Origin of the sequence: Chromatium okenii (assembly GCF_016583745.1) — a bacterium.
Taxonomy (GTDB): domain Bacteria; phylum Pseudomonadota; class Gammaproteobacteria; order Chromatiales; family Chromatiaceae; genus Chromatium; species Chromatium okenii.
In genome coordinates this window covers 111357-125881 of sequence record NZ_NRRQ01000010.1, presented here as the reverse complement: position 1 = coordinate 125881, position 14525 = coordinate 111357, and the positions used below count along the sequence as shown (strand labels likewise).

Annotated in this window: 16 protein-coding genes; 9 read left to right on the top strand and 7 right to left on the bottom strand. The window is 54.0% G+C overall.

Going from position 1 to position 14525, the window contains the following annotated elements:
- Positions 1-8: 8 nt before the first annotated feature.
- The 6 genes from hemN (at position 9) to CKO12_RS05650 (ending at position 5616) form a co-directional block, all read left to right on the top strand.
- Positions 9-1355, top strand: a complete 1347-nt coding sequence (gene hemN / locus CKO12_RS05675) for an oxygen-independent coproporphyrinogen III oxidase (RefSeq protein ID WP_200153765.1) — start codon at positions 9-11, stop codon at positions 1353-1355.
- 10 nt (positions 1356-1365) lie between these two features.
- A complete protein-coding gene (gene bchJ / locus CKO12_RS05670) occupies positions 1366-1962 on the top strand; it encodes a bacteriochlorophyll 4-vinyl reductase (protein ID WP_200153764.1) in 597 nt (198 codons plus the stop codon).
- Positions 1940-3361, top strand: a complete 1422-nt coding sequence (locus CKO12_RS05665) for an AMP-binding protein (protein ID WP_207146278.1) — start codon at positions 1940-1942, stop codon at positions 3359-3361. Before bchJ ends, CKO12_RS05665 begins: the two co-directional genes overlap by 23 nt.
- A gap of 32 nt (positions 3362-3393) precedes the next feature.
- Positions 3394-4356, top strand: coding sequence for a prolyl aminopeptidase (gene pip, locus CKO12_RS05660; RefSeq protein WP_338032698.1), 963 nt, complete (start codon positions 3394-3396; stop codon positions 4354-4356).
- Positions 4353-4790 carry a D-aminoacyl-tRNA deacylase gene (gene dtd / locus CKO12_RS05655; RefSeq protein WP_200153762.1) on the top strand — a complete coding sequence of 146 codons (438 nt, stop codon included), beginning with the start codon at positions 4353-4355 and terminating at the stop codon, positions 4788-4790. The genes pip and dtd overlap by 4 nt, the downstream gene beginning before the upstream one ends.
- 631 nt (positions 4791-5421) lie before the next feature.
- The gene (locus tag CKO12_RS05650; protein WP_200153761.1) at positions 5422-5616 is read left to right on the top strand and encodes a hypothetical protein; all 195 of its coding nucleotides are present in this window, start codon (positions 5422-5424) and stop codon (positions 5614-5616) included.
- 257 nt (positions 5617-5873) lie between these two features.
- On the opposite strand, the gene rho is transcribed toward CKO12_RS05650, so the two are convergent.
- Both rho and trxA read right to left on the bottom strand, forming a co-directional pair.
- Positions 5874-7130, bottom strand: a complete 1257-nt coding sequence (rho, locus tag CKO12_RS05645) for a transcription termination factor Rho (RefSeq protein ID WP_200153760.1) — start codon at positions 7128-7130, stop codon at positions 5874-5876.
- Positions 7131-7327: 197 nt separating this feature from the next.
- Positions 7328-7654, bottom strand: a complete 327-nt coding sequence (trxA, locus tag CKO12_RS05640; protein WP_200153759.1) for a thioredoxin TrxA — start codon at positions 7652-7654, stop codon at positions 7328-7330.
- Between trxA and CKO12_RS05635 the strand changes: the two genes are divergently transcribed.
- Complete coding sequence (locus CKO12_RS05635; RefSeq protein ID WP_200153758.1) at positions 7634-7867, top strand: hypothetical protein; 234 nt, start codon at positions 7634-7636, stop codon at positions 7865-7867. The two genes, trxA and CKO12_RS05635, sit on opposite strands and share 21 nt — an antisense overlap.
- Complete coding sequence (locus CKO12_RS05630; protein WP_200153757.1) at positions 7864-9396, top strand: DEAD/DEAH box helicase; 1533 nt, start codon at positions 7864-7866, stop codon at positions 9394-9396. The genes CKO12_RS05635 and CKO12_RS05630 overlap by 4 nt, the downstream gene beginning before the upstream one ends.
- A gap of 15 nt (positions 9397-9411) precedes the next feature.
- On the opposite strand, the gene mnmE is transcribed toward CKO12_RS05630, so the two are convergent.
- From mnmE to rpmH, 5 genes are read right to left on the bottom strand one after another with little or no spacing between them, the layout of a single operon-like run.
- Positions 9412-10749 carry a tRNA uridine-5-carboxymethylaminomethyl(34) synthesis GTPase MnmE gene (mnmE, locus tag CKO12_RS05625; RefSeq protein WP_200153756.1) on the bottom strand — a complete coding sequence of 446 codons (1338 nt, stop codon included), beginning with the start codon at positions 10747-10749 and terminating at the stop codon, positions 9412-9414.
- 19 nt (positions 10750-10768) lie between these two features.
- Positions 10769-12421, bottom strand: a complete 1653-nt coding sequence (gene yidC, locus CKO12_RS05620) for a membrane protein insertase YidC (protein ID WP_200153755.1) — start codon at positions 12419-12421, stop codon at positions 10769-10771.
- Positions 12414-12650 carry a membrane protein insertion efficiency factor YidD gene (gene yidD, locus CKO12_RS05615; RefSeq protein WP_207146277.1) on the bottom strand — a complete coding sequence of 79 codons (237 nt, stop codon included), beginning with the start codon at positions 12648-12650 and terminating at the stop codon, positions 12414-12416. The genes yidC and yidD overlap by 8 nt, the downstream gene beginning before the upstream one ends.
- On the bottom strand, positions 12635-13015 hold the full coding sequence (gene rnpA / locus CKO12_RS05610) for a ribonuclease P protein component (RefSeq protein ID WP_338032703.1): 381 nt from the start codon (positions 13013-13015) through the stop codon (positions 12635-12637). The genes yidD and rnpA overlap by 16 nt, the downstream gene beginning before the upstream one ends.
- A 5-nt stretch (positions 13016-13020) precedes the next feature.
- Positions 13021-13158: a 50S ribosomal protein L34 gene (rpmH, locus tag CKO12_RS05605; RefSeq protein WP_200153754.1), complete on the bottom strand. Its 138-nt coding sequence runs from the start codon at positions 13156-13158 to the stop codon at positions 13021-13023.
- 219 nt (positions 13159-13377) lie between these two features.
- Here rpmH and dnaN point away from each other — a divergent pair, with 219 nt between their 5' ends.
- Positions 13378-14478 carry a DNA polymerase III subunit beta gene (dnaN, locus tag CKO12_RS05600; RefSeq protein ID WP_200153752.1) on the top strand — a complete coding sequence of 367 codons (1101 nt, stop codon included), beginning with the start codon at positions 13378-13380 and terminating at the stop codon, positions 14476-14478.
- The last annotated feature ends 47 nt before the right edge of the window (positions 14479-14525 follow it).

The window sequence follows — 14525 nt, the reverse complement described above, 5'->3', positions numbered from 1 at the left end:
TTTTCACCATGACAGCTTCTGTACCTTCTCATTTACCGCTCGAATTGATGAAGCGGCACGGTTATTCTCCTCGCGGCTATGCCGCTGTAGCCACTGATTTTGGGCGCGAATGCGTGTTTAGTGATGCTGAATACCGCGATGTATTAGCGGAATTGCGCAAGCGTCCCGAAGAACCATTAGCCGTTTATATTCACGTCCCCTTTTGTCATGTGCGCTGTTTATATTGCGCCTGCGATACCACAGTCACACACAGTCTTGAAAAAGTTGATCACTATCTCGATGCGTTAGAAAGTGAATTTGCAATGGTCAGCGCCTGCATTGGACACGGGCGACAAGTCAATCAATTACACGTCGGCGGCGGCACTCCCAATCATCTCAATGAACCGCAATTAGCGCGGCTGATGGAAATTGTCGAACGCTATTTTTCACTCGCACCGAATGTCTGTACTTCCATTGAATGCAATCCGCGCCGCTCGTCTGCCGGTCAATTGGAATTGTTATATGGTTTGGGATTTCGCCGCATTAGTTTTGGCGTGCAAGATTTGAATGCCGATGTGCAACGTGCCATTGGGCGCGTGCAATCACTTGATATGGTGCGCGATGTCTTTTTAACTGCCCGCGAAACTGGCTTTCAAAGCATCAATTTGGATTTAGTGTATGGCTTACCCTTTCAAACTCGCGCCGGTTTTCAATCCACGTTAAAACACATTCTTGATCTCAGCCCCGACCGCATCGCCTGCTTCAGTTACGCCCACGATCCCGCCACGCGCCCGCATCAACACGCCATCAACGCCGATCATCTGCCCAGCGCCAGCGACAAACTGGCGCTGTTTCACGACGCCGTTCACGCTTTCACCGAAGCCGGTTATCGCTGGGTGGGGCTGGATGTGTTCGTGCGCGAAAGCGACGAGCTGGCGTGTGCCCAAACCGAAGGTCATTTGCACCACAGCGCGATTGGCTACACCCCCGCACCGAGTAAACAGGTGTTGGCGTTTGGGCCGAGCGGGATCGGCGAAATTGACGGCGTGCTGGTGCAAAATGAATCCGACCTGAAAACGTGGCAGGAGCGGATCACGCAGCATTATTTGCCGGTCGCGTGGGGGCGACGCCTGAGCGATACCGACCGCCGCCGCCGCGAGGCCATTTTGTCGCTGATGTGTAATTTGCAACTGCCGGCGAATGTGGCAGCGGATTTGGCGCAGGATTATGACCGCCTGCACGATCACGTCGCCCAAGGTCTGGTGGAAATGTCTGCCGATGGCATTCGCGTCACTGCGGAAGGTCGTTATTTATTGCGCAATTTGTGCAATGAACCGGACGCATTTTTAGAATTAGACACTTATAAAAACGTTTAGGATCAAATTGATGAGTTCACATCCGCATCACGGCCGCATCGGCCCAAATTCCATTATTCGCATCGCCGAAGCTCTCGCCGCGCAACACGGCCAAGCCGCCGTCACCGAAGTGTTCACCGCCGCCGGTCTCCCGCATTACCTCGCCGCACTGCCGACGATGATGGTGCCGGAAGAGGAAACCATCGCGCTGCACCACGCGCTGCGGGCACAGCTCGGCATTCCCGCTGCGCGAGCCGTTGCCCGCGATGCTGGTCTGCGCACCGGCGATTATTTGCTGGCGAACCGGATTCCGCGCTCCGCGCAGCGCCTGCTCAAAATTCTGCCAGCGCGACTGGCGGCGCGAGTGCTGCTCAAAGCGATTCATGGCAATGCGTGGACGTTTATCGGCAGCGGCGTTTTTGAGTCTGATGCGAGTTTTCCGCCGCTGCTATTTGTCACTAACTCGTTGATTTGTCGCGGCGCAACGGCGGATGAACCGCTGTGTGATTATTACGTTGGCACCTTCGAGCGCCTGTTTCAGCAGCTCGTGCATAAAAAAGCCGTCGTGACCGAAACGGCCTGCGCTGCCAAAGGTGATCGCCGTTGTGTGTTTGCAGTGCGCTGGTAAACCCGCAGCCATCAGCCCGGCACTGCTGACCGGTGCCGAGGCGTGGACGAGCGCCGAGCTGTGCGCTCATGCCCACGATCACGCCCGCGTCCTCGCTGCCGCCGGAGTGCGCAGCGGGCAGGTGGTGTTAGCGCCAGATGCGCCAGCGCGTGATCTGTTGTTATTGCACCACGCCCTCAGCGATCTCGGCGCAGCGGTGCTGCCATATCGCAGCAATTTGACCCCAGCCGCCGTGCAGCAGCTCGTCATTCACACCAGCGCAGAATGGCACTGGTCAGCGCAGCTCACCGCAACGGGCTACGTCCCACCGCAACCGCCTTGCCCCGCGCCAGCACTTCTGATTGCCACCAGCGGCAGCTCCGGCTCGCCAAAAGTGGTGATGTTGCGCAATGACACGCTGTGGGCTTCGGCACAAGCGGTCAACACGCGCTTGGGACTGCGAGCGGGCAATCTGTGGCTGGCATGTCTGCGGCTGAGTCATATCGGTGGAATATCAATTGCTTATCGCACCGCGCTGGCTGGCGCAACGCTGCTGCTGCACGACGGATTCAATGCTGCCGCTGTCAACGCGGATTTACGGCGCTTGCCGGTGACGCATATGTCGTTGGTGCCACCGATGCTGGCGCGGTTGTTGGAGATTGATCCGACTCCGCCGCCATCGTTGCGAGTGCTGTTGGTGGGCGGACAGGCGCTGAGTGCGGCGCTGGCGCAGCGGGCGCTGGCAGCCGGTTGGCCGCTGGTGCGGACTTATGGAATGACGGAAACCGCGAGCCAAATTGCCACGCAAATCCCCCCCAGCCCCCCTTTTTCAAAGGGGGGAGATGAAGGAGTGCCGTTTGAAAAAGGGGGGTCGGGAGAAATTGAACCCGGAATTGCTCTGCTCCCCGGCGTGGAGCTTGACGCCCCGCACTGCGCTGAACCACTGCGGCGGTTGCGGGTGCGCGGGGCGCTGGTGATGGCGGGATACGCGACGCCAACGCGCCAGCTCGGCATTGGCTTGACCGACGGTTGGTTTGAAACTGCCGATCTCGGTTGTCTCGCTGCGGATGGACAAGTGCATCTGCACGGTCGCGCTGATGCAGTGCGCGTGATTGGCGGCACCAACGTCGCGCTGGCGCGGGTCGAAACGGTGGTCAACGCTGCGGCAGAAGTGACGGAAGCGGTGGTGGTGGCGCTGGCTGACGACGTGTGGGGACATCGTTTGATCGCCGTGTATCGCGGCAGCGCCACTCCCGCCGAGGTGCAGCGCCACTGTCAGGAACATCTGCGCGGTGCCGAGCTGCCGAGGTGCTATTTGCGCGTGCGGCAACTGCCGCTGCTGGCGTCCGGCAAATATGATCGCCAGCGCCTGACTGCCAGCGTGGAGCGGCTCATCCGCCGCGTCGAAGCAAGGCAATAATACTTTTATCATTCAACTGGTTAGCGGTATTTGTGGACACCAACATCTCTGAGCTGTATCCCATCGTCAAACCCTTCGCCACGCACACGCTTGACGTGGGCGACGGGCACCGGCTGTTTATTGAAGAATGCGGACGTCCCGACGGCATTCCCGCAGTCTTTTTGCACGGCGGGCCCGGTGCCGGCTGCGAGCCAGCGCATCGCGGCTTTTTTGATCCTGATCGTTATCGCGCCGTGCTGTTCGATCAACGCGGCTGCGGACGCTCCACTCCTCACGCGACGCTGACCGCCAACACCACTTGGGAGTTGGTCGCCGACATCGAGCGCATCCGCGAGCGGCTGGGCATTGATCGCTGGCTGGTGTTTGGCGGTTCGTGGGGATCGACGCTGGCGCTGGCGTATGCCGAAACCCATCCTGAGCGTGTCACCGCGTTGATTGTGCGCGGGATTTTCCTGTGCCGGCAGCCAGAAATTCACTGGTTTTATCAGGAAGGTGCCAACTGGTTGTTTCCCGATTGGTGGGCAGATTTTCTCGCGCCGATTCCGCTTGCCGAGCGCGATGACCTGTTGAGCGCGTATCACCGGCGATTGACCGGCAGCGATGAGGTGGCGCGGATGGCAGCCGCCAAAGCGTGGTCGGTGTGGGAAGGGCGCACTGCGACGCTTCTCAGTAATCCAGACCTGCAAGCGCATTTTGCCCAGCCGCATCTGGCGCTGAGTTTGGCGCGGATCGAATGCCACTATTTTGTCAACCACGCGTTTCTCGAACCGAACCAATTGCTGCGTGATGCCTACCGATTAGCGAGTATTCCCGGCGTGATCGTGCAGGGGCGTTATGACGTGATTTGCCCGCTGCGCTCGGCGTGGGAACTGCATCGCGCTTGGCCGACGGCGCAGTTGCAGATCATCGCCGACGCGGGGCATTCCGCCTTTGAGCCGGGCATTCGGGCGGCGCTGGTGGCGGCAACCGATCAGTTTGCGCAAGCACTGACGTGATCGGTTTACTGCAACGGGTGACGCAAGCGCAGGTCACGGTCGGCGCGGAAGCGGTCGGCGCAATTGAGCGCGGATTGCTGGTGTTCATCGGCGTCCAGCGCGGCGACACCGAGGCACGAGCGGAGCGATTGCTGGCGCGGCTGTTGCGTTATCGCGTCTTTCCCGATGCCAGCGACCGAATGAATCACAACGTGCAGGAAATTGGCGGCGGGCTATTGCTGGTGCCGCAGTTCACGCTGGCGGCCGACACCCGCAGCGGCACTCGCGCCAGCTTCACGACCGCTGCGGCACCTGCCGACGGACAGCGGTTATTTGAGTATCTGGTGGCGCTGGCGCGACAGCAGCATCCGCTGGTGGCGACCGGACGTTTTGGCGCTGACATGCAGGTGGCGTTGGTCAACGATGGCCCGGTGACATTTTGGCTGGAAACCTAAGCGGTGCTGGCGTAACTGAGACGGAGCTAGACTCTAGTATTAAATTAAGTACGTTATAGTGCTCTTTAACCTATAGAAAACACTCTTAGCAGTGACCGCGCCCTACAGATTGAGAATATCAAGAGGGGTTTTCTTGTTTTCTAGGTATGGTTGTTTGAGAATGAAGTGGTGGATGGTATCCACAAGCGCGAAGGTTTCGCGTCCCGTCGGGTATGAACAACATTGGGTCGCAAAGCCACTCTGCCCAAGGATGATCAGCCGAGTGGCTTTTATGGTAATGCCAAGGCGCAATGTTCAGTAGTACTCGATGTTGCCAACGCAGGTTGGCCGTTCGGTTGAGACTGCCCAACCAGGACTCTAGTTGCAGTGATGTCACTATCAACGGAGAGCGAATGACCCAGTTGTGCATAAACACTTATGCGCACATTCTTGGGAGCAGCAGTTGGTGGTCGCCAGCGGTGAAGATTTGCCGAATGCTCGTCGCTATTACGGGTTGAGCGCGCGCTTTGATGCAATGCCTTAGGCATTCCTGCCGCAGTCGTTGCATCATTTTTCAGGTGTAACATCCTGAATTGCTCAACCAGCCGACTCGAAATCCCTTTTCAAAGGGGGAGATGGTTGAGTAAACGATATGCGTAGAGTTCAAGAACACACCTTGGGGTGCTTCACCAGCTCCAAGCTCTGTAACCAGATCGTTAAACAGCACGGAGCGCGGCAACGGGCAGTGCGGTTTGGACACACTGGCGCATATCCCGGCGAGGTGACCTTTACACCTTCGGGTGTGCTCGTAAGAGCTGACTGCCGGGAAAGTCCGGCATTTCATTGAGAGGCTAAACACACGATGAATACACCTGAAAAAACAGCACGCGATTATCGAAAAGCGCAGGCACTCCTTTTCAATACGCGACGCGCTGGAGGGTCGTTCGTCATCCTTAACTCACTTCGATGAAGCGCCAGATTCCGGCGTTGCGCCCGTTTGAGAATCTGGAAATGCAGCGAGAATTTCAGAAATTGACCCAGCAACTGCGCACCCCAACCAGTCGTTAAATGACTGGGTGAACACGCTGCGCCGGGTCGGGCGTATCAACCTTTCATGGATGAAAAAAACTCATCGTTGGTTTTGGTGGCTTTGAGCTTGTCGAATAAAAACTCCATCGCCGCCAGCTCGTCCATCGGATGCAAAATCTTCCGCAAAATCCACATCTTTTGCAGTTCTGCCGCGCCCATCAGCAGCTCTTCACGGCGCGTGCCGGAGCGATTGATGTTGATGGCCGGAAAGATGCGGCGCTCGGCGATGCGGCGATCCATGTGGATTTCCATGTTGCCGGTGCCTTTGAATTCCTCATAAATCACGTCATCCATCCGCGAGCCGGTATCCACCAACGCGGTCGCCAAAATAGTCAAGCTGCCGCCTTCCTCAACATTCCGCGCCGTGCCAAAAAAGCGTTTCGGGCGTTGCAGCGCGTTGGCGTCCACGCCGCCAGTTAAGACCTTGCCGGACGAGGGGACAACGGTGTTATACGCCCGCGCCAGCCGCGTGATGGAATCGAGCAAAATCACCACATCCAGCTTGTGCTCCACCAGCCGCTTGGCTTTTTCAATCACCATTTCTGCGACTTGAACGTGCCGAGTCGCCGGTTCATCGAAAGTGGACGAAATCACCTCGCCGCGCACCGAGCGGGTCATTTCCGTGACCTCTTCCGGGCGCTCGTCAATCAGCAAGACGATGAGATAACACTCAGGATGATTGTGTCCAATCGACTGGGCGATGTTTTGCAACATCATGGTTTTGCCGGCTTTGGGCGGCGAGACGATCAGCCCGCGTTGCCCGCGTCCGATGGGCGCGACGAGGTCGATGGTGCGAGCGGTGATGTCTTCGGTGCTGCCGTTGCCGATTTCCAGCGTGAGGCGTTTTTGGGCGAAAAGCGGAGTGAAATTTTCAAATAAAATCTTTGACTTCGCATTTTCGGGGCGGTCAAAGTTGATGTCGTTGACTTTGAGCAGGGCGAAATAGCGTTCACCATCTTTCGGCGGGCGAATCTTGCCGGAAATGGTGTCACCGGTGCGCAGGGCGAAACGGCGAATCTGGCTGGGCGAGACATAAATATCATCAGGTCCGGCGAGATAGGAGGCGTCGGCGGAGCGCAAAAAGCCAAAGCCATCGGACAGAATTTCGAGTACCCCGTCGCCGGAAATATCCTCGCCGCGTTTCGCCTGTGCTTTGAGAATGGCAAAAATCAAATCCTGTTTGCGGGAGCGCCCCACGCCCTCAATTTCCATTTCTTGCGCGAGCGCAACCAGTTCGGGCACTGGCGTCTTTTTCAGTTCAGTTAGATTCATCGGGATTATCGTTGGAGTGAGGACAAGGCTGGTTGATTGCATCCCGTGACGGGTTAGGATCGCGCAGGAAGGCGACTGCGGGGCGGCAATTTACCGGAGAGCGGATGCCCAGTTGGGCATCCCGTGTTGGTTTGATTGAAATGCAGCTCTGAAAGACACGGCGTCTGGCGTGGCGAGGACTGAGGTAGGTGAGCAGTTCAGAGATTGCTGTCAATGAAAGCGGTCAACTGTGATTTGGACACCGCACCGACCTTGGTGGCTTCCACTTCGCCAGCGCGAAACAGCATCAGCGTGGGAATGCCGCGAATGCCATAACGCGGCGGCGTGGCGGGATTGTCGTCGATATTGAGCTTGGCAACCTTGAGCCGTCCGGCATATTCGTTGGCAATATCATCGAGAATCGGTGCAATCATTTTGCACGGCCCACACCAATCGGCCCAATAGTCCACCAATACAGGTTCAGGGGATTGCAAAACCTCTTGTTCAAAAGAGTCGTCGGTCACATGGACGATGCTATCACTCACTGGAAGCGGTCTCCTATTGGAATGATGAGGGATTGGTTGGAATGGAAATATGGAGAGTCAGCAGCAATTCTGAGCAAGCAAATTCGCGTTAAATGCGGCGATCAAGATAAGATGCTATTTGATCCAAAGCGTAAACAATTTGCAAGCATTGACCGCTGGTGTAGTCAATTACTTCGCCGCCAAACGCGGGATTTCTCGCAGGAAATTCGATGACAACCACCCATCTCACGACCCAGCGTTTTGACGAGTTCGACCTTGATCCGCGCATTCTCAGCGGACTCGCAGCCGCTGGTTTTACCCATTGCACCCCGATTCAGGCCGAAACCTTGCCGCTGGCGCTTGCCGGACGCGATGTCGCCGGTCAAGCCCAAACCGGCACCGGCAAAACCGCCGCCTTTTTAGTCGTTGTCATGCAGCGCCTCCTGACCACGCCACCCGCGCCGCATCTCAGCGGTCAACCTCGCGCCTTGATCGTCGCACCGACCCGCGAGCTGGCTGTGCAGATTCACCGCGACACCCTGCTGCTCGCCGCCCACACCGGACTCCGCGCCGGACTGGTGTATGGCGGCACCGGCTATCAACAGCAGCGCGACGAACTCGCCGCCGGGGTTGATCTGTTAATCGGAACGCCGGGGCGACTGATTGATTATCTCAAGCAAAAAATCTTTGATCTTCAAGCGATTGAAGCCGTCGTGCTCGACGAAGCCGACCGCATGTTTGATCTGGGTTTTATCAAAGACATTCGCTTTTTACTGCGGCGGATGCCGCCACCGGAAGCGCGGTTAGGGCTGCTGTTTTCCGCCACGCTGTCGTATCGCGTCACCGAGCTGGCGTATGAACACATGAATCACCCGCAACTGGTCAAGATCGCCACCGACACGATCACGGCCGAGCGCGTGCGCCAGTGGTGTTACATGACCGCCAACGCCGACAAAATTCCGCTGCTGCTCGGGCTGGTGCGCAGTTGGACGGACGCTCGCATCATGGTTTTCGTCAACACCAAACGCGAGGCTGACCGCGTGTGGGGCTATTTGCAGGGCAACGGCATCAATACTGCCGTGCTGTCAGGCGATGTGCCGCAAAACAAACGCTTGCAATTATTGCGTGATTTCACGGATGGCACCTTGCCAGTGCTGGTCGGCACCGATGTCGCTGCTCGCGGGCTGCACATTCCCGATGTCACTCACGTCGTCAACTACGATCTGCCCGAAGACCCGGAAGATTACGTCCACCGGATCGGGCGCACGGCACGAGCTGGCGCGGCGGGTGAAGCGATTGGGTTTGTGTGCGAAACCTACGCCTTTTATTTGCCCGACATTGAAGCGTTTATCGACGCCAAAATCCCCATTTTGCCGGTCGAAGCGAGCCAGCTTGCCGAGGTCGATCCGCGCAGTCGGCTGCGTCCCGACCGCGAAGATCGGGAGGAACGGCGCGATGGTCGGAGTGCTGCGCCTGCGCCGCGGCGGGTGGACAAACCGCGTCCCGCGCCCATTCCGTTGCCGCTCATCGCCGCGCTGCCAGAAGACTCTGCACCGCTGGCGGTTGTGCCCACGCCCGTTGCTGCGCCGCTGTCGTTACCGCCGCGCCGCTTCAGTTCCTACTATCAACGCGAACCGGCGGCGCTTACCAGTCCACTGCCCGGCGCACCGCCGAGCACACCGATTTTGGCGACCTTCACTGCCGCAACGCGGCGGGCGCAAGTGCCCAAACCCAAACGGCGGCGGCAAGCAACTGACGCTTAATTACAACGCTGCGCATTATTTTCCAATACAAAAATTGGAAAAAATGCGCCCCAACAATTCATCAGAACTCACCTGCCCGGTAATTTCGCCAAAGTGCTGCTGCGCTTGCAACAATTCTTCAGCAATCAATTCAATTCCTGCCTGCTGCTGCAATACAGTCATTGCCGTTTCTAGCGACATCAATCCGCGTTGCAACGCATCCAGATGACGCCGCCGCGCAATAAACGCCCCCTCAGTTCCGGTATTGATGCCCGCGCAGTTTTTCAAATGAGTACGCAATAAATCAATGCCCGCGCCAGTCGCTGCTGCTAATGACAACTCATCACCAGTTGGCGTGGTAATCAAACTTGGCGGCAATCCTAAAAGATCAATTTTATTTAACACTCGCGTCATTGGGCAATTAAGCGCCAAATGCGCAGGCGGCAATGGTTGAATAGGCTGGCTGGCATCAATCACCCACAAGATTAAATCCGCGTGAGTGAATTGTTCCTGCGCACGGCGCACGCCTTCTCTTTCAATGACATCATCGGTTTCTCGTAACCCAGCAGTATCAATAATCCGAATTGGCAAACCATCGACTTGAATATCTAATTTTAAGACATCGCGGGTTGTGCCCGGCACTGCGGTTACAATTGCCGCATCTACTCCCGACAGCGCATTTAATAGCGTTGATTTGCCAACATTCGGCACCCCAGCAATCACCACCGTCAATCCATCTCGAATCACTTGCCCGTGCTGCGCATCTTGAATAATACGCTGCGTCGCAAATACGAGCTGCTGCAATTGCTGTTGAATAGAAGTTGTCGTGACGACATCAATCTCTTCTTCTGGAAAATCCAGCGTTGCTTCTATTAAAATACGCAACTGCGTCACTGCCGCAATCAATTCATCAATGCGTCGTGAAAAGACACCTTGCAAACTTTGTCCAGCAAGTCGTGCCGCTAAAGCAGTCGAGCTTTCAATAAGATCAGCAACCGCTTCTGCCTGCGCTAAATCGAGTTTGCCATTCAAATAAGCGCGTTGGGTGAATTCACCAGGCTGCGCTAATCGCGCTCCCAATTCAATACAGCGTTGCAGAATTAAATCAAGTACAACGGTGCCACCGTGCCCTTGTAATTCCAATACATTTTCACCGGTAAATGAGCGCGGCGCGGGAAAAAAAAGTGCGATGCCCGCATCAATAAAAGCGCCGGTATCATCACAAAAGGTCGCAACGTGCGCAGTGCGCGGCGTTAATTGCCGTTGTGTGATTGCTTGCGCAATGATCGGAACTAAAGCACCACTCACCCGCACAATACCAACGCCACCCCTACCGGGCGGCGTTGCAATTGCAGCAATCGTATCAAGAGACATGAGTGAGATGACGCTGCAATTAACGTTTATGTTTTGCAGCCGCTTGTTCAATGTTGCGGGTGATATGCCATTGTTGGGCAATGGAGAGCAAGTTATTCACTGTCCAATACAACACCAAACCGGAAGGGAAAAACGCAAAGAAAACCGTGAATACAAAAGGCAAACTCATCATCACCTTGGCTTGAATAGGATCAGGCGGCGCGGGATTGAGTTTTTGCTGTACAAACATCGACACACCCATAATCAATGGCAGCACAAAGTATTGATCTGGTGCCGATAGATTATTGAGCCACAACATAAAGGGCGCTTGCCGCATTTCTACACTTTCTAAAAGCACCCAATAAAGCGCAATAAACACTGGAATTTGAATCAGAATGGGCAAGCAGCCACCGAGCGGATTGATTTTCTCGGTTTTGTACATTTCCATCATGGCTTGATTCAAGCGTTGTTTATCATCGCCATAGCGATCTTTCAATGCCTGCAAACGCGGCGTCAATTGGCGCATATTGGCCATTGATTTATAACTGGTTTCCGAGAGTTTATAAAACGCCAGTTTAATCAAAATGGTTAGAAAAATAATTGCCCAGCCCCAATTGCCAACTAACGCATGAATGGCATTGAGCACCCAATGAATGGGTTGTGCAATGATCGTTAGCCAACCGTAATCCACAACCAAATCTAAGCCGGGCGCAACATCAGCGAGTGTGTCCGGGAGTTTGGGGCCAATGAATAATTGGTTTTCAAAGGTGTAACTCATTTGCGGCGCAATTGAGACTACCGGCGAGTATTTGCCAATGATATAGCGGGAGTTATTCAAGACGTTGGTATAAAACGTTTCCTGCGTAGCGCGAGGCGGAATCCATGCTGCCATGAAATAATGCTGAATCATGGCAAGCCAGCCATCAGTCACAGCACGATCCAATTTAGCAGTCGTCATTTCTTCAAATGCGATTTTCTTATACTTATCTTCGGGGCTGTAATACACGCCGCCGGTATAGCTATTGACAAAGCGCGATTGATAGGGATCGTTAAATTCGGTGCGCTGTAATTGATTATATTCTCGCGCCGTTAATGCGCTTGCCCCAGAATTAGTCACCACCTGCTGTACGCGAATAAGATAACTGCCGCGAGTAAACAGATAATGTTTTTGTACTTCAATTCCAGAGTCGTGACGCCAAGTAAAGACGACATCTAATTGCTCTTGATTGGATTCAAGACGATAGGAAGGTGCCGCACTTTGAAACACGGCTTCGTGAGTTGGCAACAGTCCCGCATCATTTCCAATCAAGCCGGATTGTGTAATAAACATATTTGGCGGCACTGATTTTAACAGTTGCAAATGTTCATCGGGATGCTCTGGCGTAATCGCATAACCCAATAACCACGCATTCCGAATGGTGCCACCGCGAGGAGAAATTTCTAATTTCAATACGTCAGTTTCTACCGTAATCAGCGTTTCATTCGCTGTTTCCGACATAGCCGCATCAGCAACCAATGCGGTCGTGGCAGTGGTGGGAATTTCCGTTGCTGATGTTTGTGAAATAGCGGATTGCGGTTGCGCTAAAGTAGTGGGCGTTATAACCGGTTGTCCGTAGTCTTGTATCCATGACTCATAAATCAGGAATAGCACTGCGGCTAGTGAAAAAAACAGAATTAAACGCTGATTATCCATGAGTCGGGGTCTGCCTATCGTGGGGAACAGGATCAATACCGCCTTCATGCCAAGGATGACAGCGTGATAAGCGGCGAATTGCTAAATAACTGCCATAGCCAATGCCATGACGCTCAATTGCTTCTATAGCGTATTGGGAACACGAAGGATAAAAGCGACAATGCGGGCCAAGGAGTGGGCTAATCAGATATTGATAGAGTTTAATGGGAACAATCAGGAATTGACGCATGATTGAGTTCCAATAGTTATCCAAGCGCGTGCCAATAACAAAAAAAGCTGTTGATTCGACATTGTCAGCGCCCCTTGCGCACACAAAATCACAATATCAACGCCAGAAATCGAATGCGCATGAAGCCGAAAACTTTCGCGGGCAATACGCTTGAGGCGATTGCGATCAACCGCTCGCCGCGCACACTTTTTTGAAATGGCCAAACCCAAACGTGGGCTGCCAATGTCATTCGCACGAGAAAGAATCACAAAACCGGTTTTTCCGGTGCGCAGCGGTTGTGCAAATACGCGCTTGAATTGCGCTGTATGACGCAAACGCTGCGCCGGCGCAAAAGGCTGGCGGAGTGGAAAACCGGTTAGGTTAATGAGATTCAGGCCGGAGATAAACGAATGCGACCTTTAGCGCGGCGGGCACTTAATACTTTAAGTCCGTTGCGCGTGGCGCTGCGAGCGCGAAAGCCGTGTGTCCGTGCGCGTTTTATGCGGCTGGGTTGAAAAGTACGTTTCATCGAAAGTGACTCCTAACAAAATGAAGGGTTGACGGGTTAAACAATGATGACCAGAAAAAGGTGCGGAAAGATAATCAACTTTTCTCCTAAAGTCAATAAAAAGATTAGACAGTCTTTCGTGCTTGGCGTAAAATGTCACCGTTGGTGCGGCATCATTCACTTTCACATTGTGAATCTGATTGCTGCATGTTGTATTTCATCTCTGCTGTGGAGCAAACAATGGAATTTACCGTTAATCGGGAAATCCTATTACCCGCGTTAGGAAAAGTAACCGGTATTATTGAACGGCGTCAAACCTTGCCTATTCTGAGTAATTTACATCTGGTTGCAAGTGACAATCAGGTGACATTAACCGGAAGTGATCTTGAAATTGAAGTGAAAACTGCGCTTCCGGTGGCATTAGAAACCGCAGGTGAAATTACACTTCCGGCGCGGAAGTTAGTTGATATTTGCCGCAGCCTCACTGAAGGTTCTGAAATTCGTTTGCGCATGAAAGAAGATCGCTGTTTGGTGACTTCGGGGCGCAGTCGTTTCACGCTTGGAGTATTACCTGCAACGGAATTCCCATTAATGGCGGCGGTGCAGGATGGCTTTGAATTTGCGATTACTGAATCCGTATTCAAGCGCCTGTTAGATAAAACTGCTTTTTCTATGGCGCAGCAGGATGTGCGCTATTATCTCAACGGCATTTTACTCGATTTTAATCCGGCAACGTTAACGGTTGTGGCCACTGATGGGCATCGTTTAGCTAAGTTTACCAGCGATGTGGTGGTGAATATGACTGATGCGCGGCAGGTGATTATTCCCAGCAAGACGGTTTTAGAATTGCGGCGGCAATTGAGCAATAGTGATGGCGATGTCACCATTATTTTAGGCGAGAAATCTTGCCACATGGTGATTGGCAACCTGACAATGACGACGAAATTGATTGATGGGCGTTATCCTGAATATGAACGAGTGATTCCTCATAACTTAACTGAGGTTGCTTTTTTGAAGAAGGATGAATTGAAACGGGCTTTGGCGCGTACTGCAATTTTATCCAATGAGAAGTACAAAGGTGTGCGCTTAAATTTTGATCCGGGTACGCTCAAGTTGCAGGCGCAGAATCCAGAGCAAGAGGAAGCGGAAGAAGATATTGAATTGGAATACAACAGCGATTCCATTGCCATTGGCTTTAATGTGTCTTATCTCGTTGATGTGATGAATGTGATTGATGGCAATGAGGTTCAGGTGCAATTTCAAGATGCCAACAGCAGCTCGATTTGGCGCGGTCGCAATGCCGACGATGAGGCTTATGTGGTCATGCCAATGCGCATTTAGTGCGCATCTGTATGAAATAAGCTGATGCAGTAACAATCAGTCACGGC